22 protein-coding genes and 1 tRNA gene are annotated in these 26336 nt (G+C 48.4%); 16 read left to right on the forward strand and 7 right to left on the reverse strand.

Annotation, left to right across the window (positions count from 1 at the left end):
- Positions 1 to 108: 108 nt before the first annotated feature.
- From EOV40_RS08645 to EOV40_RS08670, 6 genes are all read left to right on the forward strand, one after another.
- A complete protein-coding gene (locus tag EOV40_RS08645; protein ID WP_128105669.1) occupies positions 109 to 1527 on the forward strand; it encodes a cytochrome b in 1419 nt (472 codons plus the stop codon).
- Positions 1527 to 2300, forward strand: a complete 774-nt coding sequence (locus EOV40_RS08650) for a cytochrome c1 (protein ID WP_128105670.1) — start codon at positions 1527 to 1529, stop codon at positions 2298 to 2300. Before EOV40_RS08645 ends, EOV40_RS08650 begins: the two co-directional genes overlap by 1 nt.
- A gap of 18 nt (positions 2301 to 2318) precedes the next feature.
- Positions 2319 to 2957, forward strand: coding sequence for a ubiquinol-cytochrome c reductase iron-sulfur subunit (petA, locus tag EOV40_RS08655; RefSeq protein WP_003624571.1), 639 nt, complete (start codon positions 2319 to 2321; stop codon positions 2955 to 2957).
- A gap of 184 nt (positions 2958 to 3141) precedes the next feature.
- A complete protein-coding gene (locus tag EOV40_RS08660; protein WP_128105671.1) occupies positions 3142 to 3693 on the forward strand; it encodes a flavodoxin family protein in 552 nt (183 codons plus the stop codon).
- Positions 3694 to 3735: 42 nt separating this feature from the next.
- The gene (locus EOV40_RS08665) at positions 3736 to 4323 is read left to right on the forward strand and encodes a hypothetical protein (protein WP_208729133.1); all 588 of its coding nucleotides are present in this window, start codon (positions 3736 to 3738) and stop codon (positions 4321 to 4323) included.
- 129 nt (positions 4324 to 4452) lie between these two features.
- Positions 4453 to 5769, forward strand: coding sequence for an outer membrane beta-barrel protein (locus EOV40_RS08670; RefSeq protein WP_128105672.1), 1317 nt, complete (start codon positions 4453 to 4455; stop codon positions 5767 to 5769).
- A gap of 47 nt (positions 5770 to 5816) precedes the next feature.
- Here EOV40_RS08670 and EOV40_RS08675 read toward each other — a convergent pair whose 3' ends face one another.
- A complete protein-coding gene (locus EOV40_RS08675) occupies positions 5817 to 7175 on the reverse strand; it encodes an NCS2 family permease (protein ID WP_128105673.1) in 1359 nt (452 codons plus the stop codon).
- 225 nt (positions 7176 to 7400) lie between these two features.
- On the opposite strand from EOV40_RS08675, the gene EOV40_RS08680 reads away from it, so the two are divergent.
- Both EOV40_RS08680 and EOV40_RS08685 read left to right on the forward strand, forming a co-directional pair.
- Positions 7401 to 7643 (forward strand): hypothetical protein, encoded by a 243-nt coding sequence (locus tag EOV40_RS08680; protein WP_050818276.1) that lies wholly within the window; start codon positions 7401 to 7403, stop codon positions 7641 to 7643.
- Between the two features lie 101 nt (positions 7644 to 7744).
- On the forward strand, positions 7745 to 8449 hold the full coding sequence (locus tag EOV40_RS08685; protein ID WP_128105674.1) for a hypothetical protein: 705 nt from the start codon (positions 7745 to 7747) through the stop codon (positions 8447 to 8449).
- 51 nt (positions 8450 to 8500) lie between these two features.
- Here EOV40_RS08685 and EOV40_RS08690 read toward each other — a convergent pair whose 3' ends face one another.
- Both EOV40_RS08690 and EOV40_RS08695 read right to left on the reverse strand, forming a co-directional pair.
- Positions 8501 to 9457, reverse strand: a complete 957-nt coding sequence (locus EOV40_RS08690; protein WP_003624578.1) for an alpha/beta hydrolase — start codon at positions 9455 to 9457, stop codon at positions 8501 to 8503.
- A gap of 356 nt (positions 9458 to 9813) precedes the next feature.
- A complete protein-coding gene (locus tag EOV40_RS08695) occupies positions 9814 to 13461 on the reverse strand; it encodes a Hint domain-containing protein (RefSeq protein WP_128106232.1) in 3648 nt (1215 codons plus the stop codon).
- A gap of 752 nt (positions 13462 to 14213) precedes the next feature.
- Here EOV40_RS08695 and pgm point away from each other — a divergent pair.
- The 3 genes from pgm (at position 14214) to EOV40_RS08710 (ending at position 17447) form a co-directional block, all read left to right on the forward strand.
- Positions 14214 to 15872, forward strand: a complete 1659-nt coding sequence (pgm, locus tag EOV40_RS08700) for a phosphoglucomutase (alpha-D-glucose-1,6-bisphosphate-dependent) (protein WP_128105675.1) — start codon at positions 14214 to 14216, stop codon at positions 15870 to 15872.
- Positions 15873 to 16232: 360 nt separating this feature from the next.
- The gene (locus EOV40_RS08705) at positions 16233 to 16556 is read left to right on the forward strand and encodes a hypothetical protein (protein ID WP_128105676.1); all 324 of its coding nucleotides are present in this window, start codon (positions 16233 to 16235) and stop codon (positions 16554 to 16556) included.
- Positions 16557 to 16616: 60 nt separating this feature from the next.
- On the forward strand, positions 16617 to 17447 hold the full coding sequence (locus EOV40_RS08710; RefSeq protein WP_128105677.1) for a hypothetical protein: 831 nt from the start codon (positions 16617 to 16619) through the stop codon (positions 17445 to 17447).
- Here EOV40_RS08710 and EOV40_RS08715 read toward each other — a convergent pair.
- The 3 genes from EOV40_RS08715 to EOV40_RS08725 all read right to left on the reverse strand — a co-directional run bounded on the left by EOV40_RS08715 (position 17442) and on the right by EOV40_RS08725 (position 20109).
- Positions 17442 to 18719, reverse strand: coding sequence for a glycosyltransferase (locus EOV40_RS08715; RefSeq protein ID WP_167506864.1), 1278 nt, complete (start codon positions 18717 to 18719; stop codon positions 17442 to 17444). The two genes, EOV40_RS08710 and EOV40_RS08715, sit on opposite strands and share 6 nt — an antisense overlap.
- Positions 18720 to 18932: 213 nt before the next feature.
- Entirely contained in the window at positions 18933 to 19562 is a 630-nt protein-coding gene (locus tag EOV40_RS08720) for a hypothetical protein (protein WP_128105679.1), read from the reverse strand.
- Positions 19525 to 20109, reverse strand: a complete 585-nt coding sequence (locus tag EOV40_RS08725) for a glycosyltransferase family 2 protein (RefSeq protein WP_128105680.1) — start codon at positions 20107 to 20109, stop codon at positions 19525 to 19527. The genes EOV40_RS08720 and EOV40_RS08725 overlap by 38 nt, the downstream gene beginning before the upstream one ends.
- A 489-nt stretch (positions 20110 to 20598) precedes the next feature.
- Between EOV40_RS08725 and EOV40_RS08730 the strand changes: the two genes are divergently transcribed.
- Entirely contained in the window at positions 20599 to 22359 is a 1761-nt protein-coding gene (locus tag EOV40_RS08730; RefSeq protein WP_128105681.1) for a glycosyltransferase family 2 protein, read from the forward strand.
- A 725-nt stretch (positions 22360 to 23084) separates the two neighbouring features.
- Here EOV40_RS08730 and EOV40_RS08735 read toward each other — a convergent pair.
- A tRNA-Ser gene (locus EOV40_RS08735) sits at positions 23085 to 23174 on the reverse strand.
- A gap of 219 nt (positions 23175 to 23393) precedes the next feature.
- On the opposite strand from EOV40_RS08735, the gene rplU reads away from it, so the two are divergent.
- The 4 genes from rplU to proB all read left to right on the forward strand — a co-directional run bounded on the left by rplU (position 23394) and on the right by proB (position 26334).
- Positions 23394 to 23708, forward strand: a complete 315-nt coding sequence (gene rplU / locus EOV40_RS08740) for a 50S ribosomal protein L21 (protein WP_003623027.1) — start codon at positions 23394 to 23396, stop codon at positions 23706 to 23708.
- A 46-nt stretch (positions 23709 to 23754) separates the two neighbouring features.
- Entirely contained in the window at positions 23755 to 24024 is a 270-nt protein-coding gene (gene rpmA / locus EOV40_RS08745; protein ID WP_050818283.1) for a 50S ribosomal protein L27, read from the forward strand.
- Positions 24025 to 24132: 108 nt separating this feature from the next.
- Positions 24133 to 25152, forward strand: a complete 1020-nt coding sequence (obgE, locus tag EOV40_RS08750) for a GTPase ObgE (protein WP_050818284.1) — start codon at positions 24133 to 24135, stop codon at positions 25150 to 25152.
- 54 nt (positions 25153 to 25206) lie between these two features.
- Positions 25207 to 26334, forward strand: a complete 1128-nt coding sequence (proB, locus tag EOV40_RS08755) for a glutamate 5-kinase (protein WP_050818285.1) — start codon at positions 25207 to 25209, stop codon at positions 26332 to 26334.
- Positions 26335 to 26336: the final 2 nt, after the last annotated feature.

The raw sequence follows: 26336 nt of genomic DNA on the forward strand, positions 1-26336 counted from the left end.
TGATGCCGCCGCATCTATCTGGATCAGGTAAAAGGAACTTATTGCTCCTTAATCTTGGTCATTCTGATAGCAATCTATGGCAGGTTTTTATGGCACAACACCAAGCACGTGCGTTTTGCATCATACGCAGGCAGACGAAACGACTTTAACCTGTATGCCCTTCATATCTCATCTGAGCCATGGATTCCGCATATCGCTTTTGGGTATGCGTTGCCTTTCCTTACAGCCACAGCGGAACACGGAGCACTGCCTGCCCCTGTTTCTGCCAGCCAACATGGATTTACCATGAGCATACCCGACCAGAAGCAAACATCTGCTTCTTCCACACCACCTTATTCTGGCCTGGCTGGCTGGATTAACAGACGCCTTCCGGTCATTTCCGCCTTTCGGGCTGAATATGTTGATTTCCGTGTGCCGCGCAATCTGAATGGCTGGTGGAATTTTGGGGCTATTCTTACGCTTGTTCTGGGGCTGATGCTGGCAAGCGGCATTTTTCTTGCCATGAACTATACCCCCACAGATGCAGGGGCTTTTCTTTCTGTTGAAGCCATAGAACGCCAGCTTTCTGGCGGGTGGCTTTTACGTGCCATGCATATGACAGGCGCTAACCTGTTTTTGGCCGCTCTGTATCTGCATCTGTTTCGTGGGCTTTATTACGGGTCTTACAAAGCCCCGCGTGAACTGCTGTGGCTAACCGGCCTTGTGCTGATGCTAATGGTTATGGCCACTGCTTTTGCAGGCTATCTGCTGCCATGGGGCCAGATGTCTTACTGGGGCGCGGATGTGATTACCAAAGCCGTAGGTGCCATACCGGGTATTGGCCCAACGCTGGAACACATTATGACAGGCAGTGACCATCTGGGAGACATCTTCCTCCACCGCTTTTTTGTGCTGCACTTTGTTCTGGCATTTCTGATTGTGGGTGTTGTGGGCATGCACGTAGCGGCTGTGCACGTTTCAGGCTCCAACAACCCCACTGGTGTTGAACCACGCACACCCAAGGATACGGTGCCTTTCTATCCTTACTATGTCAGCAAGGATCTGGTTGGGCTTATTCTGTTCGCCATGGTGTTTGCAGCCCTGATGTTCTTTTGGCCCAACATGCTGATTGAGCCAGACAACTACACCCCGGCAGACCCCATGCACACCCCGGCAGACATTGAGCCAGAATGGTATTTCCTGCCGTTTTATGGGCTTCTGCAATCTGTGCCATCCAAGTTTGGTGGGCTGGTTGCCGCCGCAGGCTCTTTGCTGGTTCTGTTTGCTTTGCCGTGGCTTGATCGCTCCCCCGTGCGCTCCATGCGTTTCCGCCCTCTGTGCCGCATTGGGCTTTTAGGCGTTGTGTGTGCATTTATTGTGCTGGCAGATGCGGGTAAGCATCACGCACAAGGTGGCTGGCTGATTGCCGCCCGTTTGGCCGGGCTTTATTATTTTGGGTATTTCCTTGTGTTCCTTCCCCTTGTTTCCCGCACGGAAAAAACGCGCCCTCTCCCTTCCTCCATTGCTGCCTCACAGGGAGATGCCTGATGCGTAAGCATGTTTTTGCAGGCTCCTTGCTGGCTGCGTTTACCCTTGCAATGCCTGCACTGGCCAACACGCCAGATAAAGCCCCGCCGCATCAGAAATGGAGCTTTGAAGGCGCAACCGGCACATATGATAAAGCCAGCCTGCAGCGCGGCTTTTTGGTGTATGATCATGTATGCGCCAGCTGCCACGGCATGCGCAGCCTGACATATCGGGATCTGGAAGGGATTGGGCTAAGTGATCAGGCGATTACAGACCTTGCCCATAGCAAGCAGATTGCCGGCCCGGTTGGCATCTCGGGCATGCCCACAATGCGGCCCGGTCTGCCGGATGATCACTTCCGCTCCCCCTTCCCCAATGATGCCGCAGCGGCTGCGGTTATGGGTGGGGTTGCACCGCCAGATCAATCTCGCTTGGCGGCTGTGCACCCCGGTGGGGCAGATTGGCTTTACGCCTTTCTAACAGGTTACCGCATGCCCCCGCCGGCGGATGCCCCTATTGTGCCGGGCAAGTTCTATAATGATTGGGCAGAAGGCCATATGATTGGCATGCCCCCGCCGTTAATGAACGGTGCCATTCAATACCCAGATGGCACACCGGCAACTGTGGAGCAGCAGGCCAAGGATATTACCACCTTCCTGGTCTGGGCTGCAGATCCACACCGTAATGAGCGCCACCATATTGGCAAAGGGGTTCTGGCTTATCTGGCTGTTCTGCTTGTTCTGGCTATCGCATGGAAGCGGAAAATCTGGAAAAACCTGAAATCGCACGGATAAACGGAAAGCACGAACAGCATGACACGCGAAACCGAAGAAACCGCAGCAACAGAACAAGCCCCCGGACGCCGTGACTTTTTGGGAATTGTAACCACGGCTGGCACAGTTACAGGCTTGGCGGCCTGTGCTGTTCCGTTTGTGCAAAGCCTGAAGCCGCAGGATAGTGCATCCGCCCATCTGCCAGTGGATGTTGATATTTCCAAGCTCACTCCCGGCCAGCAGATGACGGTTGTTTGGCAGGGCAAGCCTGTCTTTATCATGCGCCGCACGCCGGAAGAAATTGCTCTGCTGCAAGACCACGCTCTGGCTGAAAAACTGCGGGATGCAGAATCCACTGCAAACCAGCAGCCCGCTTATGCCCGCAATTGGCATCGCTCTCTTGTGCCGGAATATGGCGTTTACGTGGGTATTTGCACGCATTTGGGCTGCGTGCCGGGCCTTAACCAACCTACAGGCAACACGGCCGATACATGTGGTGGCTATGGCTGCCCGTGCCACGGATCAAAGTTTGATCTGGCGGGCCGCGTTTATAAAGGCGCACCGGCTCCGTATAATCTGCCTGTCCCGCCTTATTCCATGCCCTCGCCCACCAGCATCCGGCTGGGAGAAAACCCCAAAGGGGAAAACTTCGATTTCTCAACAATCGAACAGATTTAATCTTCTCTACAAACGCCGCATTCACCCTGCGGCGTTTTTTATATCAGCATAACAGACACTCTTATTTCACTCTGAGAGTGTGAGATGAATTGTCAAAATTCACTCTTATCGAGGGAATGGAAAACCGCCAATCTGTGTTGTGGTTGCTTTTTCTAACCAGCTTGATTGCAAGGGTGTAAAATAGATGTCTGATATTGTGGTGATTTATCATTCTGGGTTTGGTCATACCCGCCGGGTTGCAGAATACGTTGCCAAAGGTGCCAACGCTACACTGCTGGAAATTGATCAAAATGGTGATCTGCCAGAAAGCAGTTGGGAAGCTTTAGATAAAGCCAAAACCATTGTGTTTGGCACCCCCACTTATATGGGCAATGCCAGTTGGCAGTTTAAAAAGTTTGCAGATGCCACATCCCGCATCTGGTTTAATCGTGGGTGGCAGAACAAGCTGTTTGCTGGCTTTACAAACAGCGCCAGCCCGGTGGGAGATAAAGGCTGCACCATGGCGTGGCTTCAGGTTCTGGCGGCTCAACACGGTGGAATCTGGATCAGTCTTGACCTGCTTCCTTCCAACACCAAAGCCGCTACAAAAGCAGATCTCAACGTGCTGGGTGGTGCCGCTGGCCTACTGGTGCAAAGCCCATCTGATGCCAGCGTAGATGAAATTCCCAGCGGGGATCTGGATACAGCAACAGCTTACGGCGCACGTATTGCAGAAGTAACTTCTCGCTTTAAATAACAGACACTTAGCCAGCATGTTTCCTGCCGCGGAATAGCAGACATGCTGGCTATACCTTTTTCAGCCAGCCCCTCAAACGCTAAAACACCCCCAGCATCTACCACAAACGGGGACGTAATGGCTGTTTCTTGGGGGGATTTTCAGGCTATCATCCAGCTTTCCGCTGGCTTGAATGTTGCTATTCTCAGCTTTGTGGATATCAGCATCCCCGCCATTAAGGAACGCCGCCGTGTGTTTTCCAAGGCACGGCAGGAGCTGGAAATCTACCGCAAGAACCCACACAAAGTGACAACAGAAGATAAAGCCGCCCATGCTGGCGCGGTAGGAGAAATAGACCGCCAGCTTTTTGACCTGTGGCGTGAAACATCAGAGTTTGAAACCGTGGAAGATTCCATGATTAAAACGACGGGTGTTTTCGGCTTTATTGGTGCAATCGTGAGCATAAGCCTGTTGTGGTATTCTGGCTTGCATTACGATGACCCAATCAGAACATCAGGAGAGTTACTGACATTACTTTCGTTCCTCTCCTTAGCGGCGGCATTTTTCATTAACTTTATTACTGCGTTTAAGGCAGCACATTATACAAAGCGCTGTAACGACCTACGGCAACAAATGCGGCAAAAACTATAACCCATAAAATTACTCTATCAGCGGATAACATATATCATTTCTTTGTTATTTCTTTTTCGGAATGTTTTTATCTACACTTCCCAGTGATCTGGCCATACAACCTGCCGCGCTGAAGGGGAAATACCCTCCATGACGACGCTTCCCAAACAAACAAAACTTTTCTTGCTGTTTTCTGCATCTTCACTGTTGCTTCCTGTCATGCACAAAATAGCACACGCGCAGGTTCTGCCCTTTACAAGCCTGAAAACAAGCAGTTCCAGCTTGGGCCGCTGGCTGTCTGATATTACCCTTACGGGGCAGATTGAAGGCGGTATCATGGCCAACCCGGCACGCCCCAACCCTGGCTATAACTACGGGGACTTTCTGGCTGATCATGCTAACCAGGTACAACTCAACCAAGCTGAATTCACCATCTCCAAAGCCATTGATTCCAGCCTGAACGACTATCAAATCGGCTTCACGCTGGAGGGGCTGTATGGTTCCGATGCCAGATACTACCATGTGCTGGGTATTTCAGATCAGGAATGGAAGGCGCGTTACCAGCTTATTCCCGCCCAAGCACATGTAGATGTCCATCTGCCGTGGCTGACAAAAGGTGGGCTGGATATGCAGGTTGGTATTCTGCAGGCCCCAATGGGTGTTGAAGGATTGGACCCGACATCCCGCGCCTTTTATACGCTTGCCTATACATCTGAATATTCTGTGCCGTTTGAGCATATCGGCGCCATGTTTAACTGGCACGTAACACCCATGGTGGATGTAACGTTCGGGATTGATACCGGCAACCAGACATCCTTTGGCAATTCTGATAACAACCACATGCCTGCGGCCTATTTTGGCTTTAACCTTAACAATCTGGCACATGGCAAACTACGCATTGTAGAGCTCAGCCGCGTTGGGCCAGAAAACTCATGGCGCAGTGTCGGACATTATGAAGCAGACCATGCGCAACGCTTCTGGAACGATATCAACGCCACCTATGCTATCAACGACAAGCTTTCTGTTACTGCAGAATTCAACTATCTGCATGATGAAGGCGTGCGTGGCATTGGGGCGCGCGGGCAGTTTGCTGGTGCTGATGCAGAAAGTTTTGTCAGCTTCCTCAGCTACAAGATCAACAAGGAGTTCACCTTCAATTATCGTGGGGAAATCTACCGCGATAATAACAACATGATGGTGGCCACCTTCCGCGGCAACAATTCCTATATGGAAGCCTTGGCTGGCACGGGTGGAGAAACCGTTGCTGGCCCATCTGGCCACGGCACTACGTATGGAGATCTGTCCTTAAACGTCGTGTATCATCCAGATTTGGGGCACCACGTGCGCGTCTTCCAGTTGCGGCCGGAAATACGGTTTGATCGTTCCCTTAACGGCACCACGCCTTTTAACGGTGGCCGAAACAACGGCATGTTTACCTTTGGTGGCGATGCCGTTATCGGGTTCTGATACACTCAAGCACAGGCTGTCATATCCATGGCGGCCTGTTTTGTTTTTTAGTTACCCAATCTGGATGAGAGCACCAGATACAAAATAAATACACAGTCTAGCCCGCAGAGCATCAGGGTAAGTTCCGCCCATTTGCGGGTTGTCAGCACAAAGGCTGTGTGCAGCAGCAAGCCAAATGCCAGACTGACCATAAAATCACCCGTCAGCACGGTAACAAGCAGCATAAACAGCGGAATAACCCGCTCCTGCACAGCCAAAGATTTCAGATCCGGCAGGCTGCCCAACATACCCAACCCCACCAGAATCAGGGCCGGTGCTGTTGCCACAGCAGGCACACAAATGATGAGCGGCCACAAGATGGAGGACACAGCAAACAGGCAGGCCACCACCAGTGCTGTCAGACCCGTGCGTCCACCCTCTTCCACCCCCACCAGAGATTCCAGATACGCTGAAACCGTGGACGTGCCTAAAGCAGACCCAATAACACTGGCTGTTGCATCTGCCACAAAAGCCGATTTTGCCAGCAAAGGCTGCCCCTGCTTATCCTTCAGGCCAGAACGCTGCATCACGGCCATCATGGTGCCCGTGGCATCAAAAAAATCACCCAAAAAGAAATAAAGCGTTATGGGTAAAACCAGAAACAGATTGGCAAACAGGCCGTGAAAATCATACGGGAATAACATGAACCACGGGTAGGAAGGCCAATCCACCCAATGTGCTGGCAGTTGTGTAACCCTGCTGCCATCTGGATGCGCAACCCACAGCCCGGCAATGGTTACTGCAATAACAGACAGTAAAATGGCCGCAGGTATACGCGCCCATTTTAACATCATGGCCAGAAAAACCCCGGCCAAGGCCAACAACACAACGGGGTTGGACAGTTGCCCAAATACCAACCCTTCCCCGCCCTTGGTTACCAAACCCCCATTTACAATGCCGATATGAGCCACAAAGGCCCCAATAGCAAAATGAATGCCCTGTTTGACTGAAAGCGGGAATGTTTCAACAATTCTACGCCGCCACGGCGTGAGGGAGAGGAACAGAAACCCAAGCCCACCCAACAACACCATGGTAAAGGCCTGATCCGGTGGCACCCCCATACGCACAACAACAATCTGGGCAAACACCACGTTGCTGCTCATAACTGGTGCCAGCGCGATAGGCAGATTAGCCCCCACGGCCATAATAAAAGACCCCACAACAGCAGAAGCTATTGTGGTGATAACCATGGCATGCTGGTCTAACCCGGCAGAGGCCAGAATATTGGGGTTAACCGCCATAATATAGGCCATAGCCCCAAAGGTGGTGATACCTGCCACAACCTCCTTGGGGATACTGGACCCTCGGCCAGAAATATCAAAAGCACGATCCAGACATGCACGCATGCCTGACCATAAATATCTCATCCATTCCTCGGCAGTGCTGCTAGGGCCAGTTTCTATTGTATCTTACGGATGTACGAACAAAAATAACACCAGCGGAATAAAAGTTTTCCTGCGCTAACGAATGTAATCTGCGCAGCACATAGCTGCCATCCGGCCTGCCCCCGTAGCCGAATACTGGAGGCATCCCCATTTCGTAGAATGAACAAATGCTTAGGTTTAAGCATCAAGGCAAAAAGGATATTTTCCATGACTGATAAAGCACCGCACGAAACCAGCTCCCTTTTCCATCTGGCAGAACGCGCCCTTAAGCAGCCCAAGCTGGCAACCAAGGAAGAAGTGCGCGAACTTGCAAACTATGTGCTGAAAGGCGGCGTAAAGGCTGGTGAAGCCGAGCGCGAAGTAGCCAAAAAAGCAGAGCGCAACCCAGAGGGCGTAGAAGCCTCTGATATTGAATCTCTGGCAAAAACCGTTATTGCCGCACATTCCTGAAAATTGCGCAGGCAGGTGGCCCAAAACCACCTGCCACCAAAATGTAGACTGGGGCTCCCTCTTCTTCTCTCCGAAGATATAATTGCGGACAAAGAAGGGAGATGAATTTGAAAAAGTTACTTCTGGTTGCCATGCTGATATGGGCAACACCAGTTATGGCCTCTTCTGCGCCGCAGACTGTTGATGATGCCTATCCTTATGTTGATGCAGCATCCATTTTACTGACCAATGATATCAAAACATTTCTAAGCGGCGGCAAAAGCCTTATAAATTGGGCTCCTGTTTTTCCGCGCCCAACACCCGTAACGGCCCAAGCCTATTGGGCACACTGGAAGTCTCATTCCTCTACGGCGGCCACAGATTTTCCTATGGACAAGCCCATCTATATTACCGGGCCGGTTCTTTCTGTTTCTCAAACAGGGGAAGATTTTTATGTTGATTATGCCTCATCCCCATCAGGCATAGATGATGTGCAAGCCTATCTCTCCAATAATGGAGTCAATGCTGCCTCATCTTATTCAGCCGGAAAAAAGATCTCTCTGCTTTGTTTTCGCGCAAAAAACATGTTCCAGCCGACAGATTTAGGCGGCTGTGAGGATATTGGCAGTGTTGCACAAAATATTTTTGTAGATGCGTATAAGGATCTTGCTCTTATTGCAGCAGGCAAAAGCGGCGGCAGATTGCCCTTTTCTGCTAGCGCACAAAGAATGATTATTTCTGCGCAAAGTTGTGCCTTGCAGCTTCGCAAGGCTGCATCGGAAGCAGTTTCCACCAGAGAAATGGCTTCATGCAGAGGTGGTGGGTAAAGCTAACACCACAGCCTGACAGGCTAAACAACCTGTCAGGCACTGTTGGTATTACAGATTCAATGTGCGTTTAAGTGCTGCACAGTAGGCATCCATAAACCTACGGGAAAGTTCGGCATCTGGCACATACATATCAAACACATGATACGCCCCCGGCACCACCATAACTTCCGTTGGCACGGCCGCTGCCATCAGGCGGGTTGCGTAATCAAGGTCTTCTTTCAAAAACAGATCCATTGATCCCACACCAATAAAGGTGGGAGGCAAACCTGCCAGATCAGTTGCACGGCCAGCCGCTGCATATGGCGGCGTTTGCGGGCCACCCGCTTTATCACCCAGATAAGCCTGCCATGCGTATTTGTTGGCAGAACGTGTCCAGACAAATTCGCCAAAATTGGCGCCCGGATCACTGTTTATTGCCGTGCGATCATCCAGCATGGGGTAAATAAGCAACTGAAAAGCCAGTTTGTATTCTTTTTTGTCACGCGCCATCAGGCTCAGCGCTGCACTTAAACCACCACCTGCACTTTCACCCGCAACAACAACCTTATCACGCGAAATACCAAGTTTGCTGGCGTTTTCATGCACCCATTTCAGCACTGCGTAACAGTCTTCAATCGCACCGGGATATTTGACCTCAGGCGCCAGCCGATAATCTACAGAGAAAATCTGAAATCCCAGATCACTGGCCAGCTTTTGGCATTTGGGGTCATCCACTTCTGGATGGCCAGAAACAAGACCGCCACCATGAATGTAAACCATGGCAGGCGCATTGGGCTGCACTTCACGCGGCGTATAAACAACCACACGCACATCTGGGGCATTGTTCAACCCCGGTACGTATTCTTCCCGCGTGATAACATCTGGCAGAGGCCGACCTTCTATAAGGCGCACAGATGTTAGAAAAACTTCTCGCACTTCTGGCAGTGAAAGCGACGAAAGACCATCAAAAGATGGCATTTTCTCAAGAATGGGAAGGAATTCGGGATTAACTACTGATTTTGGCATAGTAACTCGCCTCCTATTTTGCGGCTGGCATCACAGACCATGCCGCAAGACAAGTGTATATACCTATGAACCTTAGAGTTTATTGATTGGTATCAATATAAAAATACAATACTCAGATATTTTATATATGATTTTCACATAACATATTATGTTTATACGTATTATAAGTTTAATTTATTAAAAGAAATACTATTTAAACGTAATTGAAATTCATAATATATTTTATGTTTTCTGTATGAATATAAACGACACCAAGCAACAACAGGTATTCTAAAAATACCAGCTAACCTATTACCCAGATAGATTCATGGTCAGCCTGATTGACACCAGGCTGACCATGAAAACACTTTCTTTAATTAAGCAAAACTCTTTTTGCTATCAGCTTGTTTTTCAGTGTTCGCAATGTAAGGCCCTGCAGCACGGATTGTTATGGAAAGCAGCGCTATTTCATGGCCGATCAGATGATCTTCCAAGGGCAACAAGGCATTGCCATCTGTCCATGCGCAATCTGTCCAACCCGTTTCATGCCAGCCTTCGGGCTTGTCCTGCTTGAGATGTGCGATGATGCCATGCTGCTTTCCGGCTGCGGCAAGATGCACATCCGCTACAGCTACGCCCATAACCCGACGGTCATCCACAAAAGGCCCGATGACATCGGCAGGCCGTGCAGCGCGGGAAACAACGCGTACAAAGCGTGTACCTGCACGCAGCATAAAGCTATACCGCTGGCCGTTACGCCGCACGGCACGCACAATGGCGCCTTTATCTGTTACCAGATGCAAGTCTGGCTCCTCAGTAAGAACCTGCGGTGCTTCAGCCACCAGATGCTCTGCAATACCTGTTGAGCGGTCTGCCAATTTGCGGAACAGCGGCTCCACAAAAGCACGATCCACACACAAATCTACTGCAGCATCTTTTTCCCAGCTTTTGACTTTTCCGCCCATGCTCATGACAGAGCCAGCCTGACGGAACGCCCGGCGGTTACCGGTATCCAAGTAGCTTTCTGTCAGCATACCATCTGCTGTAATCACAGAATGTTCTTCTGTTTCTACATGATAGTAATCGTAAGAGGTGATAGATTTATCATAAAAGATGGAAGATCCGTTCACCAACATGCGCACAGGCACAAACTTGCCTTCAAAGAACAGGCAATGTTCAGATGTAATCAGCATATCCTTGTAAGGCACGCCATCTGCAATGGCATCCTTAAGGATACGCACTGGGTATCCTGCCTCATCATCTGGCAGACCAGCCCGCACATTGGCATGCGCCTTACCAGCCCATGTCACTTTACGAACAGTGCTTTGACCATCTGCAAATGTGAGAACTTTATCCCCCAGCTGCAAAGTTTCAACTGCAACATCACCAGACAGTGTGCGGATCATGGAGCCTGCAAGAAAACAGACTTCATAAACGGCATTGCCATCCGCATCAGAAGAAAGTTCGTACCCATACTTGCTGACATCATCAATATGCAGCGTAACAGATCCGCCCTCGTTAAAGGACAAGGTGACGTAATTACCATCTGCTGAATAACTGGTGGAGGTAATATCGGCTGCCTTAACCCCGGCAAGCACAATACCGTCCGAGTTTCCGGCAGAATTGCCGTCAAAACCAGTCACTTCTGTCGTAACTGTCGTGGCGGAAGATGTATCAATACCATCCAAGGTCAGCCCGGTATTGGTGCTACCTTCCAGATCAACAACCCCACCAGCTGCGGCCCATATGGTGGCTTTGCCACCATTTTGCAAAGCTTCTGTACCGCTCAGCACACCACCGCTTTGCACATTCAGCCTGCCGCCACTGGCAACATTTACATCTGCAGCAGACCCACCAGAGTTAACATCCACCGTGCCACCAAACACATTAGCACTCTGCAAGGAACCCTGGGAATAAACGTCGAGCGTGCCACCGCTTTCTACGGTTTCGCCTTTTGCTGTGCCGCCTGTATCAACATCTTCCAGGCCGCCTTTGTTGACTGTTGTAGATGTAGCAACGCCACCATTCTGCACAAACTCTATGCCGCCAGAATTCACAACAGCACTCACAGCAGAACCGCTGATATAGCCAAAGCCGGTAACATTATACGTGGTGTGATAAGCGATACCACCAGCACTCACAACTTCATGCCCGTGGCTGGTGACAATCATGTCACTATCCTGCCCGCCGGACATCACACGTTCTTCAGCCAGATTAGAGATTGTGCCTGAAACGGCACTGCCCCAATCATACTGACGGGCATGGTTGATTTCAAAACCACTGACCAGACCACCAGAGGCAACAGTCTGGATACCGTTATCTACAATGCTGATATTTGTGGCTGTGCCTTTTGAATCAACTTCGGAATATCCGCCTGCTGTAATTGTTACGCCGTTTTCGTAACCTCCAGATAGCGCAGAAACTTTTGCTCCAGCACTTAAAACGCCACCGCTCAATGCGCCGCCGCTCAGCACGGTTATGCCACCAATAATACCGGCGGATGCAATTGTTAGCGTGCCATGAGCGTTTACCGTCTGATCAACAGCACTGCCGCCAGCGTTTACGTATTCGCTCCCGCTTCCATTAATTGTTGTGTGAGATGTTAGGCCACCCGATGAAACATTGATCCATCCACCGGAATTTACCGTGGCATTATCCAGTGTGCCTGCAATAAAGCCAAAACCCGTATCATTAAAAATTGTGTTTACGGCAGTACCACCCGCGCTCACCACTTCATGCCCGTGGCCGGTAACTGTCATGTCGGCATCATAACCACCAGACTGAACGCGCTCTTCACCCAAATTCTCAATCAGGCCACTTACGGCACTGCCGGCGTTATTCTGCCGCCCCATATCAATGGTGAAATTGCTGACAACACCACCCTGAGCAACATTCTCTACGCCATAGCGGTGAACCAGAGTATTGGAGGCGCTGCCGTCAGACTGAATATCTACGGTGCCGCTGGCATTTACAGTCTGGTTAATAGCTGTGCCACCCGAGCTCACAACTTCAAGGCCACCGGCATTCACTGTTGTGCCAGATGCAATACCACCAGCACTTACCTGAAGCTGCCCGCCATCCAGTATTGTTCCAGAAGTAACCCCTTTTGTTTTCGCCAACTGAAGGCCGCCGGAAGAAACGATTGCGGATTCACTTAAACCATTCAGAACAGCATCTTCACCACCATTATTGATAGTGGTGTTGTATGCTGAACCATTTGTATATTCTACAATTAAACCATTATTATTCACGATCGCATCATACGATACGCCGCCATCAATAAATGCGCCATTTGCGTAGTTCGAGCCTTGGCTCGTTACGGTCACAGCAGAAACAACACCATTGCTCTGTACGGTAATGCCAGCATTAGTCAGAGTGACACCGGATGCCAGGCCACCATCATTCACCACCATATGGTCATGATAAACTGTTACATCATCGGCAACACCGCCTGAGTTCACAATAACATCGTGAATTTCGGATGCAGTACTGGTTTGCGGCGTATTCCCTGAAACATTTACGCCAGAAACATAACCCTTATCACCAACAACAAGAGTATTTTCGGCATCTCCTGTAATCGTAACATCCGTTGCAGAAGCACCATCTGAAACTTCCAGGCTTCCGCCCGCTGTCATTGTTACGGTTGTAAGGCTGGCAGATTGTTCTGCCCCTACAGATCCGCCTGAATCAACTGTAACCGAGCTTCCTGCCCCTCCCATAAAATCAACATCGGCACCACTTTGCACCGACAAAGATGAAATAGTGCCGTATCTATTTTCAAATATTGCGCCAGACTGAGCAGAAACATTATTGGCTTTACCGTAATTATAGAATCCACCACTGCCTTGCACAGTCACACTCGTAACGGTGGCTGTATTCTGAAAGCTGCCGCCACTTTCAACAACAGTATTTTGCGCCGAACCAAAATTCTCAAACGAACCTTGATCCGTTACGTTTGACACCGTAGCAAGGTTGGTAAAGGAACCACCATTTTGAACAGTTAAACCTACAATAGTTCCGTTCATAAATGTGCTTGTTTCACCACTTCCAACAACAACATTTGACAAAACATTACTATCTGCAACCACGACCACTCCTTATTCGAATACTTCTTCATAATCAGATATCGTTAATTATGTTTTAAAATGGCGAACAGAATCTGATTATGTTTTGTTATGTTAATCGTGGAAGAACATTCATCACATTTGTTGAAATTTTTCCAGAACTCTCTGAACATATCAGATCACTTATCCGAAAAATGATATGTATTATTTTATATTCTCACTATGTATTCAATTCATTTGTAAAACATGAAAATTATATTGTTATCAATGATTTAAAATATATCAGACATAAAATCATTACATAAATTAATAGAATTTGTTTTATATTTTTTGTAATTTTTATTAAAATAATGAATAAAAAAGACACTCATGCAAAACACAAAATTGAACACTCTTTACCTTAAACACAAACCGGGCAAAAAATATTGCACACATAACGACACACTATATTTAAGAATTTGATTTTAATATTGAAATTATATCACCCTGAGGATGTTTTGTTTGTTTTTGTGTAATAAACATCAATAAACCCTCATATATTCCAATATCGCTGCCATACTTCGGACACAAATATTCCAGTCTGAGACCTTCCTTTTCTCCACCTAATCTGGCTCTGCCATGCAGGAATAGTTTGCGGGTGGACGCTGCCTGTATCCACCTGTAAGAATTTATAGAATATATACTTTATTCGTATCGTATTTTGGGAGCACTCAATGCCCAGCATAAGCCCATTTGCCGGTAAGCCGGTCGATCCATCCCGCTTAGTTAATATAGATACCCTGCTGGATGCCTATTATACCCGCAAGCCCGATCCCGCCATTGCAACACAGCGCGTGGCATTTGGCACATCGGGGCACCGTGGATCCTCGCTGAGCACCAGCTTTAACGAAAACCACATTTTGTCGATCAGTCAGGCAATTGCCGACTACCGCAAAGATGCAGGTATTACCGGGCCGCTGTTCATCGGCATTGATACTCATGCCCTCTCTCGTCCTGCGCTGAAATCTGCGCTGGAAGTATTTGCGGCCAATGGTGTGGAAGTTCGCATTGATGCGCAGGATGGCTACACTCCCACGCCTGTCATCTCACACGCAATCCTGACCTATAATCGCAACCGTAGCAGCGATCTGGCTGATGGCGTAGTGATTACACCATCGCATAACCCTCCCGAAGATGGCGGCTATAAGTACAATCCCCCCCATGGTGGCCCAGCGGATACCGATATTACCAAGGTAGTAGAAGCCGCAGCCAACGCCTACATGGCCAAGAACATGGAAGGCGTAAAGCGCATTAGCCTTGAAGATGCGTTAAAGGCACCTACCACAAAGCGCCATGACTATATTACGCCATATGTGGATGATCTGGCATCTGTAGTGGATATGGATGTTATCCGTGAATCCGGCATCTCTATCGGCATTGACCCGCTAGGCGGCGCCGCAGTGGATTATTGGCAGCCGATTATAGATAAATACGGTATCAACGCCACGATCGTCAGCAAGGAAGTAGACCCGACTTTCCGTTTCATGACCGCTGACTGGGATGGAAAAATCCGCATGGATTGCTCCTCCCCCTACGCCATGGCGCGTCTGGTTGAAATGAAGGACAAGTTCGACATCGCCTTTGCGAATGACACGGATGCAGACCGCCACGGCATTGTATCAGGCAAATACGGGCTCATGAACCCCAACCACTATCTGGCTGTCGCGATTGAATACCTGTTCAGCAACCGCGAAAACTGGAACGCCAATGCAGGCGTGGGCAAGACGGTGGTAAGCAGCAGCATGATTGACCGTGTAGCCAAGAAAATTCACCGCAAACTGGTAGAAGTTCCTGTTGGGTTCAAATGGTTTGTGGATGGTCTGTACCACGGCACGCTAGGCTTTGGTGGAGAAGAAAGTGCAGGCGCATCCTTCCTGCGCCGTGATGGCACAGTATGGAGCACAGACAAGGACGGCATCATCCTCGGCCTATTGGCAGCCGAAATGACAGCCCGCACCAAGCGCAATCCCGGTGCTGCATATGAGGATATGACCAAACGCCTCGGCACACCATATTACGCGCGTATTGATGCGCCAGCCGATCCTGAGCAGAAGGCTATCCTGAAAAACCTGTCTCCTGAGCAAATTGGCATGACCGAACTGGCGGGTGAACCAATCATCAGCACCCTGACGAACGCTCCCGGCAATGGGGCGGCTATTGGCGGCCTAAAAGTTTCGGCCAAGGATGGCTGGTTTGCGGCTCGTCCATCAGGCACTGAAAACGTCTATAAAATCTACGCTGAAAGCTTCAAGAGCGAAGCACACCTCAAAACCATTCAGACCGAAGCGCAAAATGCAATTTCGGCTCTGTTTGCTACGGCTGCCAAAAAGTAGACTGACTGAGTTTAGAGGCCGCCCTCAAATCATCAGTTTGCCAGAAAGATTATTCAGGAGCGTGGGCCACCGCGCCCCTGAATGCCCTACCCTACGAACGAGGCGGCGGCATATCTGGCTCATAGAACTGGCACTGCGCTATATCTTGTGGACACGGGCGTTGCAGATCAGGCCAGAAGGTTCTGACATCCTTGTCACGCATAACGCCTTCAATCCCATCCGGCACATCAGCCGCTCTCCCGTGCAGCGGGCGACATTCCTGCCTTCACGTAAGCAAAAACTTACAGAAACCTTTAAGTACGACACACGTTTTTGGACAATTTAGACACTTTTGAAACAGCCTGTTAGAAGATGAAAAGCATGTTTGCAAAAACCAAAGGCGAAAACGTGGATACAGAGAGATATCTCATTGGAGCTATTGGTGGCCCCAATTTTGGGGACGAAGCTATCCTGAAGATATGGACACTTTATTATCGGGCACAGTTTGAAGGCCGTTTGATCTGCGATGGTTTCAGAAACCCTTGCCTGACCTTTGATCTGGGTAGCGATGTTCAGTCCGCCCCTCTGCATCTAAGTCTCTGGCAGGCTGTGACTGACCTGAAAACCATCTACACCAACAAGGGAAGCATAACCTTTGAGGATATTGATCTGGTTCTAAAGCCTTTTGAAGAAACCAATATATAATCCATACATTTTGTTGGTGGAGGGTATATTAATGCTCTCTGGCCCATAAATTATGCACTTTTGGGACTGGCCCGTTTTGCCGGTTGGAAACTGAAAGTTCCTGTTATTGCAACAGGCCAAGGGCTGCTTCCCGCTTTGCAGACTGAACACGATGAGCTCAGGACGCTATTCGGAAGCCTCGAAAAAATAGATACAAGAGAGCAGTATTCGGAAGAAGTATCAGGATCTCCCACCTGTACCGGAGACGATGCTATACTCTATTTTGCAGGCGATGAATCTGTTTATAACTTTCATTACAGCCAGCCATTTATCGGTTTATCCTTACAGAATCATCTTTTTTCAGGATTAAGTGTCATTGGTGGTTTTTTTACCGATGAAGCACTAACGGCCATGAAAAAAGCCGGTTTTGGAAAAATTCTCATATTTGAAGCAGCTCCAGAAGACATTCACCAGTTAGATCGCAGCTTTCTGGAAAAAGCTTACCGATATGGAATATATGTAGAATTTGTCTCCACATTTTCCATGTTGGAAAAAGGGTTGCCATATCACCCTGATAGTTTTGTTTTCACATCAAGATATCACGTCCACTTTTTCTATGCGATGATGGGAATTGGTGGCGTAGCTTTGTATGAGAATGATTACTATAAGATCAAACATGCGGGTATTACGGCAATGGGCAGTCTATGGCCTGTCATGAAAGCTGATGATCTGAATATTCCGCAAGCTATCAAAGAGATTTCCAAAGGCAGCATTGCTGTCATTCCAGAAAAGAAGTTTGAATTTATAGAAAGAAAAAAAGGGCTTTGCACAAATATGAAAAACATTCGTGCAAAGCCCCCTGAAAACCAGGAAACTATCCTGAAAATAATGAATTACGTTCTTGGGTTATGACTCAATAGCCTCTTTATTCTCCGCTGCTTTCTGGAGATGGGCTTTCCAGTTAAACCCAACATCATAACCATTATATCGTTTCTCAATGCCTGCTAGTGCAGTTTGCAGATACTCAGGGCGTAAAGGCTGATCCAGGCGGCTCAATATCCATGCATGCGTGCCGATTTCAACCCGTTTCATCTGCTCCATGATTCTGGCGGACGCCCACGGACGAACCTGACTGTAGAGCCAAGAGAAAATCTCGAAATGAATGAACATCCGTCTATCGGTAGCAGAAACATCCTGCCCCGGACGGTTGAGGCGATAAGCATAATAACAGTCAGGAATTACGCTGATACGTCTTGCTCTGGAAATGGTCAGGAAAGCGAATGGCAGATCATCATGCCGACGAATATGCTCAGGAAATTGGATACCATACTGTTTGAGATATGATCTTTTATATATCCGCCGCCAGATTGAAGGCATCAGGGTCAGATAATCCTGCGGATCAATCACCAGGCCGGTTGTGCCATTTGGACCATCTGCACCATAGGCGGTCGGGTGCAGTATTTTTTTATCTTTCCTGTAGAACTCATAAAAACCACACTGTCCGATCTCTGCGTTACGCAAGGCTGCCGCACGATAAAGATCTTCATACATGGGTGGTTCAACCCAGTCATCTCCATCCACAAAGGCAACATATTCACCTCTGGCGGCCAAAAGCCCTGCATTCCGCGCAGATGCGCAGCCACCATTTTCCTTGTGTATAACTCTTACGTTTTGAGGAAAACGCTTCTGCCATTCATCTGCCAGAATACCTGTGCGATCTTTCGAGCCATCATCAACGATAATGATCTCAAGGTTTTTCATGGTCTGTGAAACGAGGGACTGAACACATTCGTCCAGGTAAGCTTCCACCCCATACGCCGCCACCACAACAGAGACTTCGGGAATGCTGGGGTCCATGCGCCTACCCGCAGTGCCATATCGCCCGTTGAACATATATAAATAAAAACTGTCCACATGACTCTGACAAAACCGATATAGCGCCAGAGGATCCTGCTGGTCTTCATTCATTTCACAGCAGATGTGCTGGACATCTGTGTTTTCCAGAACGGCAGTTACCTCATCAGCGTCGAAATAGGCGACATCCACCCGCATGCCGCTGAGTTTTATGCCTTTCTTACTAGCCAGAAACTCGTGAACACTGGCAAAACAATGCACTCTGTCAGGGAACAGGCTCTCAATAGTTTCTCTATGAGATGCGCAGCTTTCAACAACATAAACGTGCACAGCCGTATTGGCCCATAGCGCAAGCGCAATTTCCAGACCAGATCGGGCACCAATAAGCAAAATATCCGGTTGCGGCGCATAAGGGCGCCAGTCTGAGCCGAAAAAAGCATTTTCCAGACGCCAGATATCATCGTTCAGCATTTCTACGTCAATCAGACGGGAAGTTCTGATCTGATTAACAATCTTGCTTAGGGAAGGAACTTTAATCATGACTTAATTACCTGATCTGGTTTTTAGAGATTGGGTAATGTTCTTTATGCGTCGATTAGCTTTTTTAAAAATAGAGTGCATTTTTTTGTTATCCAATATTGCACCAATTAATGATGCATCCTCATTTTTATTAAAATCAGCTTTGTCCTCAGGAACATTTTCTGCAATCTTGGCCAGCTTTCCATAGTCGCATGATGTTATTGCGGCGCAGAGTTCCCGCTCCCAGTCATCGTATGCATAATCGCTGGCGTAAAGTGGTATCCACATTTTTGGAAAGGCATTCAGCCTTTTCACTGCATCTAGGATAAAAGTTGGTCTGTCATCATAGGCACAGAACTCGCTGCACCACACAACCATTCTAACGAGCAGACCAATCAGGTTGGCCCCAATGCTGTCGGGCACGTCATTCTGCTCAACGTCCTCTCTGATAATATCAAGGATACGCAGCATATTAAAACGCTTCTTACCGAAAGAACCCGTTGTCTGCCCTTCCCTGCCAACCCGATAAAACAGTAGGGTTTCACCCAAGAGAACAACCCGCCTTGCACGAAGCATACAGGCGGCATGAAAGGCTGCATCTTCGAAGAACAATTTTTCAGGGAATGTCAGCTGATTGCTGATCAGCAAACTCACGCTTAAAAATACGCAATACCGAACTGGATTCCAGACGGGCAATTCTGGGTTCCTGCATCAGCGTAGAGATATGGATTGTACGCCCCTGCAGAATGCTGTCCCATACATATGAATCTGGGAAGCCGCTAACTGCCTGTGTATTGTTATCAAAGGAAACACCTCTGGCAATAACAAAATCAATCGGGTTCCTGTCCAGAACATGAAGCATTTTTCTGTACGTCGCGGCGACGCAGATATCATCACTATCAAAGAACGTGATATATTTTCCACGTGCAAGCCTTATCTCTTCATTGCGGGATGCAGAAAGCCCCTGATTTTTATGGGACAGAACTTTCCCTGCCTGTTTGCGCTGCTGGAACCAGTTTACCGCAATCTGCAAAGAATTATCTTCGCTCCCATCATCCATAACGATGATTTCCAGATTCTGGAAATCCGATGAAACAAGGGAGTTCAATGTTTCACAAATATATTTTTCGGTGTTGTACATTGGAACAATAATGGAAAGATCGACGCTTTCGGCGCCGTCTTCTTCAAAAATAATGCTCACTCGTTTTATCCTCGAACATGTTGAGCATTATAAAGCAAACTCTGACCGCGAAGAATACAGATGAAAAAAAGAAACTGCCAGTCCACTAACATGGCTGCGCCACCTTCAATGGGTGCACAACCTAGAACACTAGATGAGTAGACGGGGCAATTGTCACGATAACACTGAACATACAAAACACGTCAGAAGACCATAAAGAACGTAAAATCTTGCGAGCAGATTACTCTTATAGATCTCATTTTTTATAATAATTAAGAAATATACGGGGAGATATGTTACGTTATTATATTAAGTCTATCCCGAAATCAGGAACCTAGTTTTACCGCATCTTCTTTGAACTGAGAAAGCAAGCAATCTATACTAAAACTGTTCATTGCCTAATTTAGTAGAAAAATCTAAACAACATTGGTTTTTATCTTAAATAATATTTGTATCTTTGCTGATTGCGTTGTATGTGAAAAAAATCTTTTCTTTATTTACATATAGGGTATGATGTACAAAATTCAGCAAATCGTGTTCCCTAACATCGATATAGTATGCCCTGAAAATATGTATTTTCGAGGGAACGAAGAAAAAGTCTATGCCTCACTCAATAAGAAATCTATAGAGCTAGTCAAGGGCGGGATAGCTATTTTTGATACGTTTTTCAACTCCCTATCTATACGTCCATGGAAAGAAAATTGCCAAATTGATGATCTTGGCCTTTCTCTAACAGGACGGGGAAAAGTACGTATTCGTCTTGGTTTGCATGTTTTAGACAGAGCAGACCAATGGTTATATGAAAACGATATAGAACTCTCTGATACGCCATATGAAATGGATCTGCCATTTTGGAACCGTGTTCATGATGGTATGCTATATCTAGAAGTGCGTGCACTTACGGATGCAGAAATTACTGGCGGCTATTTTTTCACCAGAACAAAACCTCGCAACAAAGTGCGGCTAGGTATTGTTATTACTCATTACAATCGAAAACATTATGTTCTGCCGGCTATTCATCGCATTTCAACCGAACTTTTAAATGATCCTTATTATAAAGATCATATTGAACTTATTGTCGTAGATAATTCGCAAAATATTGAAGATTCAGAAAAGGAAAATGCTATTTTACTGCCCAGTAAAAATCTGGGCGGCTCCGGCGGCTTTACACGTGGATTACTCTATCTAAAAGACGAAAACTTTACGCATTGTCTTTTTATGGATGATGATGCCTCGTGTGAAATGGAATCTATACGCCGCACGCTGCATATTCTGGAATACGGAAAGGTAGATAATCTCGCCGTTGCAGGTTCTATGCTACGAGAAGCAGAGCCTTTTCGACTTCATGAAAAAGGGGCACGTATTGCAGGCACAGGTGTCGTCAACCTGAAGCACGGCTTAGATATGCGCCATGTGCACGATCTTCTTGTTGCTGAAACTCCTGAACCCGTAACATACGGAGGCTGGTGGCATTTTGCTTTCCGCATAAAAGACGTTACCCACCTGTCCTTCCCATTTTTCGTGCGTGGGGATGATATGTTATTTGGTCTTACAAACCATTTTAATATCATGACACTCAACGGAATTGGCGGCTGGGCTGATGACTTTGGCATCAAAGAAAGCCCTATCAATCGTTACCTTAGTTTACGTGCACATTTAATGTGCCTGATAATAGGTACGAATACCAGTAAATGGAAAATGTTACGCACATCATTCGGGTGCGTGATAACTTCAGACATGTCCTATAATTACAGTGGCGCACAAGCTTTTATTGAAGCTGTTCGAGATGTGCTTAAAGGACCATCTTTCTGGGAAAACAATGTCGACATGGCAAATGTGCGCAAGCATTTGTCTCAGATTGCACCAGGCGAGAAATGTGAACCTATACACATTCCCAAAGATGCCGAATATGGGCGGGGTTTGCACGAAAGTAGAAAACGCCGTTTTTGTAGAATACTCACATTAAACGGGTTCCTTCTTCCAAATTTCTTAATGAAAAACAAAACACTAGTGGAGTCTAAGAACTTCCATGCTGTATTCCGTCGTGTTTTTCGATATAAGCGCATTTTATATATAACGCCTGATCACACAGGCTATATTGCTGAATATAATAAGAAAAAGTTTTTCAAAAATTTACGCGATTGGGGAAAAGTTTCTTTTGTTTTTTGTCGCAAATTTCAGTCAACCAAAACTGAATATCAGAAATCATTAACGCATTTAACAAGTGAAGGCTTTTGGAGAAAGGTTTTTACTTCAAATCAAAATAAATAGTCTGTTAAATTAAAAATTTTTATTATCCCTTTCTTGCAATACCATCATTAAATAATTGCAAAGAAAGGGATAATTCCAACCATACTCCCTAAATGATCTCTATTATTGATGAGCAATAGATTATTTGCGTGCTTATAGCGCCATATTTGTGATGCTTCTTCATTAATTGGCTGATTTTTGACACTTTAACAGATGATTTCGGTTTCTATGTGAGGCATTTTAATCATGCGCTGGAGCAGCAGCGGGCAGTTCCCTATTCTGAAGGACTATGCGATAGCGCTGATCTGCTCCAAGAGCAGAAAGCAGCACGTATTGTAGAGATATTGGCGCGCCCAATTCTCATGTAGCCTGCGAGATACCAACCGTGCGGATGAACACTTCCATTTGTAATTTCTGATCGGCATAGACATCTTTAATGCGGAATCAGATAACGAACTTGAGTTCGGACACAAGGCAGTGCGTTTAGCTTTGAGCAGCGGTCTGTCGCGTGAGCGTATTGCTCAGGATCTGAGTATTAGATCTTCGACGTTGAAACGGGCCATTATCCTGCGTCAGCCGCTAAGCAGGTGTATGTGATGTTTTGTCGGTAGAAATGCTCCGACCTGGCTTGAAGACAGACTCTCAACGCAGCAAAAGACCAGATATCATTAAGGCAGAACAGATGATGGAAGCATCTAAATACTACGCCATAAAATACTAATTTATTTGGTGCTTTATTGATTTACTGGCGGAGAGAGAGGGATTCGAACCCTCGGTACCTATAAAGGCACAACGGTTTTCGAGACCGCCCCGTTCGACCGCTCCGGCATCTCTCCTATATCGCGGGCTTATAGACACGCTTTTATAGCCCATGCAAGGCATGAACCCTATATTTCTATTGACGAGCCCTACCCTCACCGCTTAAAAAGCCGCCCTAATCCACACAGATGGAACCATGCTGCGCGCATTGTGCAGCCAAAGAAGAAAAAGCGACCAGAATTTTCGCCTGTATCTAAATGGTGCCGCGAGAATCCAGAGATCGGAAGAGACAGTTTATGTACGCAGTTATCCGCACCGGCGGCAAGCAGTACCGGGTTGAGCCCAACATGGTACTGAAGGTTGAAAAGCTGGAAGTTGAAGCCGGCGCAACCGTTACATTTGATGAAGTTCTGGCCGTTGGCGGCGAAGGCAGCACCCAGATTGGCGCCCCCACCGTGGCTGGCGCAAAGGTAACGGCAACCGTTATCGCTCAGGACCGCCTCAAGAAGGTCATCATCTTCAAGAAGCGCCGTCGGCAGAACAGCCGCCGTAAAAATGGTCACCGCCAGCCGGTTACCGTTCTGCGCATTCAGGAAATCAACGCAGCCTGAACCCATTAGGGATTCAGACTGGTTAAGACCACGGAGGACTTAGGTCATGGCACAAAAAAAAGCTGGCGGTTCATCCCGTAACGGGCGCGATAGCGCCGGACGCCGCCTTGGCGTCAAGAAATTTGGTGGCGAGCAGGTTGTTGCTGGCAACATCATCGTGCGCCAGCGTGGCACGAAGGTGAAAGCCGGCGTAAACGTTGGTGTTGGCAAAGACCACACCCTGTTTGCACTGATTAACGGCAATGTTCGCTTCGAACGCCGTGCAGAAGGCCGCGTACACGTTTCTGTGGATGCGCTGCCTGCCGCTGCTGAATAAGCAGTTCGGTTTTTCCACCGCACGTTTTCCCGTGTGGCCGGAGCAGAAACAGGGGCCGGTCCTCAGGATCGGCCCTTTTTCGCGTTCTGGACTTGAGTAAGGTATGTCATGAAGTTTCTGGATCAGGCAAAAATCTACGTCCGCTCAGGAGATGGCGGAGATGGCGTGACAGCCTTCCGGCGGGAAAAGTATATTGAATTCGGCGGCCCCGATGGCGGGAATGGTGGGCGTGGCGGCGATATTATTTTTGAAGCCGTACCCAACCTGAACACCCTTATTGATTTTCGCTATACGCAGCATTTCCGTGCGCGCAAAGGCGGCAACGGTGCCGGGTCTGACCGCACAGGAGCTGCGGCATCCCCTGTTATCATCAAGGTGCCCATTGGCACCCAGATTATGGATGATGACCGCGTAACCCTGCTGGCGGATTTAGACGAAGCCGGTAAACGCATCACCCTTTGCCGTGGTGGCGATGGCGGTTACGGCAATGCGCATTTCAAAAGCAGCACCAACCGCGCTCCCCGTCGGTCTGATAAAGGCTGGCCGGGTGAAGAGCGCTGGGTTTGGCTGCGCCTCAAGCTGATTGCAGATGTCGGCCTTGTGGGCTTGCCCAATGCTGGTAAATCCACATTCCTTTCTGTTGTTTCCGCTGCAAAACCCAAAATTGCGGATTATCCCTTTACAACACTGCATCCTCAGCTTGGCGTGGTGCGCCTTTCCATGACGGAAGAATTTGTTGTGGCGGATATTCCCGGCCTTATTGAAGGCGCGCATGAAGGCACCGGGCTTGGAGACCGCTTTCTGGGCCATGTTGAACGCTGCGCCGTATTGCTGCACCTGATTGATGGTGCCGCAGGCAGCGTTGTAGATGCATGGCGCACCATTCGGCATGAACTTGCCGCATATGATGGCGGGCTGGCAGAAAAGCCAGAAATCATCGCACTCAATAAAATGGATGCCATGACCCCGCGGGAAGCATCATCCCGCCGGGCGGCGCTGGAAAAAGCCAGCGGTGCCCCCGTGGTATTAATTTCTGCAGCAACCCATCAGGGCGTGCCAGAGCTTCTGCGCATGCTCCAGAATCAGGTTACCGAAAACCGCAAGAATGCGGATAAAAACCCCGCCTGAACACTGAACTGCCCGCAGGTCCCTCAAGCCCCTTTCCTTTTACGGAACTGATCCATGACCGGATACACCAGCCCCTCCCTTACCAATGCCAAACGGCTTGTTGTTAAAATAGGTAGCGCGCTGGTGGTGGACCCAGAAAAACAGGCTCCGCGTCAGGAATGGCTGGCCAGTGTGGCGGCGGATATTGCGTATCTGCGCAAACAGGGCACGGCTGTTACTGTTGTTTCTTCTGGCGCTATTGCACTTGCCCGGCACACATTGGGGCTGGCAGGTGGCGCGCTCCGTTTGGCAGAAAAACAGGCTGCTGCTGCCGTAGGGCAGATCAGTCTGGCACAGGCATGGAGCCATGCTCTTTCTGCCCACGGCCTTATTGCTGCCCAGCTTCTACTTACCCCCGAAGATACAGAAGACCGCAAACGTTACCTGAATGCACGCGCAACGCTGAATACTCTGCTGGAAATGGGATGCGTTCCCGTTATTAACGAGAATGATACCGTTGCCACAGCCGAAATCCGTTTTGGCGATAATGACAGACTGGCAGCCCGCGTTGCGCAAATGACGGATTCGGATCAGCTTGTGCTGCTGTCTGATATTGATGGCCTTTATACAGCGGACCCACGCACAAACCCGGATGCACAGCATCTGCCCGTGATTGAAACCCTTACCCCAGAAATTGAAGCTATGGGGGGTGAACCACCCCCGGGTTATTCTTCTGGGGGTATGCGCACCAAGCTGTTGGCTGCGGGCATTGCTACGCGCTCAGGCTGTGCCATGGCTATTGCCTTGGGCAAAACGCCCCATCCGCTCCGCTCTTTGCTGGAAGGTGGGCGCTGCTCATGGTTTCTGCCGCAAGATTGTGCCCATACAGCCCGCAAACAATGGATTGCAGGCAGCCTAACACCAGCGGGTGAAATTATGGTGGATGATGGTGCCGTAACCGCATTGCAGCAAGGTAAATCCCTTTTGCCCGCAGGTGTGCTTGGGGTGAAGGGAGATTTCTCTCAGGGTGATCTGGTAGAAATTATCAATACAGATGGCATCGTGCTGGCACATGGGCTTGCCGCCTATGATGCAGATGATGCCCGGCGTATTGCGGGCCACCGCTCCACCGAGCTTACGGATATTCTGGGGTGGCATGGACGGGACGAGATCATCCATCGTGATGACCTCGTCATGATCTAAAA

Source organism: Acetobacter oryzoeni, assembly GCF_004014775.2.
Taxonomy (GTDB): domain Bacteria; phylum Pseudomonadota; class Alphaproteobacteria; order Acetobacterales; family Acetobacteraceae; genus Acetobacter; species Acetobacter oryzoeni.

Excerpts from the sequence above, each read along its gene's own strand:
- EOV40_RS08650 (WP_128105670.1), top strand. The coding sequence starts at position 1,527 with ATGCGTAAGCATGTTTTTGCAGGCTCCTTGCTGGCTGCGTTTACCCTT.
- petA (WP_003624571.1), top strand. The coding sequence starts at position 2,319 with ATGACACGCGAAACCGAAGAAACCGCAGCAACAGAACAAGCCCCCGGA.
- EOV40_RS08660 (WP_128105671.1), top strand. The coding sequence starts at position 3,142 with ATGTCTGATATTGTGGTGATTTATCATTCTGGGTTTGGTCATACCCGC.
- EOV40_RS08665 (WP_208729133.1), top strand. The coding sequence starts at position 3,736 with ATGCTGGCTATACCTTTTTCAGCCAGCCCCTCAAACGCTAAAACACCC.
- EOV40_RS08670 (WP_128105672.1), top strand. The coding sequence starts at position 4,453 with ATGACGACGCTTCCCAAACAAACAAAACTTTTCTTGCTGTTTTCTGCA.
- EOV40_RS08675 (WP_128105673.1), bottom strand. The coding sequence starts at position 7,175 with ATGAGATATTTATGGTCAGGCATGCGTGCATGTCTGGATCGTGCTTTT.
- EOV40_RS08680 (WP_050818276.1), top strand. The coding sequence starts at position 7,401 with ATGACTGATAAAGCACCGCACGAAACCAGCTCCCTTTTCCATCTGGCA.
- EOV40_RS08685 (WP_128105674.1), top strand. The coding sequence starts at position 7,745 with ATGAATTTGAAAAAGTTACTTCTGGTTGCCATGCTGATATGGGCAACA.
- EOV40_RS08690 (WP_003624578.1), bottom strand. The coding sequence starts at position 9,457 with ATGCCAAAATCAGTAGTTAATCCCGAATTCCTTCCCATTCTTGAGAAA.
- EOV40_RS08695 (WP_128106232.1), bottom strand. The coding sequence starts at position 13,461 with ATGAACGGAACTATTGTAGGTTTAACTGTTCAAAATGGTGGTTCCTTT.
- pgm (WP_128105675.1), top strand. The coding sequence starts at position 14,214 with ATGCCCAGCATAAGCCCATTTGCCGGTAAGCCGGTCGATCCATCCCGC.
- EOV40_RS08705 (WP_128105676.1), top strand. The coding sequence starts at position 16,233 with ATGTTTGCAAAAACCAAAGGCGAAAACGTGGATACAGAGAGATATCTC.
- EOV40_RS08730 (WP_128105681.1), top strand. The coding sequence starts at position 20,599 with ATGATGTACAAAATTCAGCAAATCGTGTTCCCTAACATCGATATAGTA.
- rplU (WP_003623027.1), top strand. The coding sequence starts at position 23,394 with ATGTACGCAGTTATCCGCACCGGCGGCAAGCAGTACCGGGTTGAGCCC.
- rpmA (WP_050818283.1), top strand. The coding sequence starts at position 23,755 with ATGGCACAAAAAAAAGCTGGCGGTTCATCCCGTAACGGGCGCGATAGC.
- obgE (WP_050818284.1), top strand. The coding sequence starts at position 24,133 with ATGAAGTTTCTGGATCAGGCAAAAATCTACGTCCGCTCAGGAGATGGC.
- proB (WP_050818285.1), top strand. The coding sequence starts at position 25,207 with ATGACCGGATACACCAGCCCCTCCCTTACCAATGCCAAACGGCTTGTT.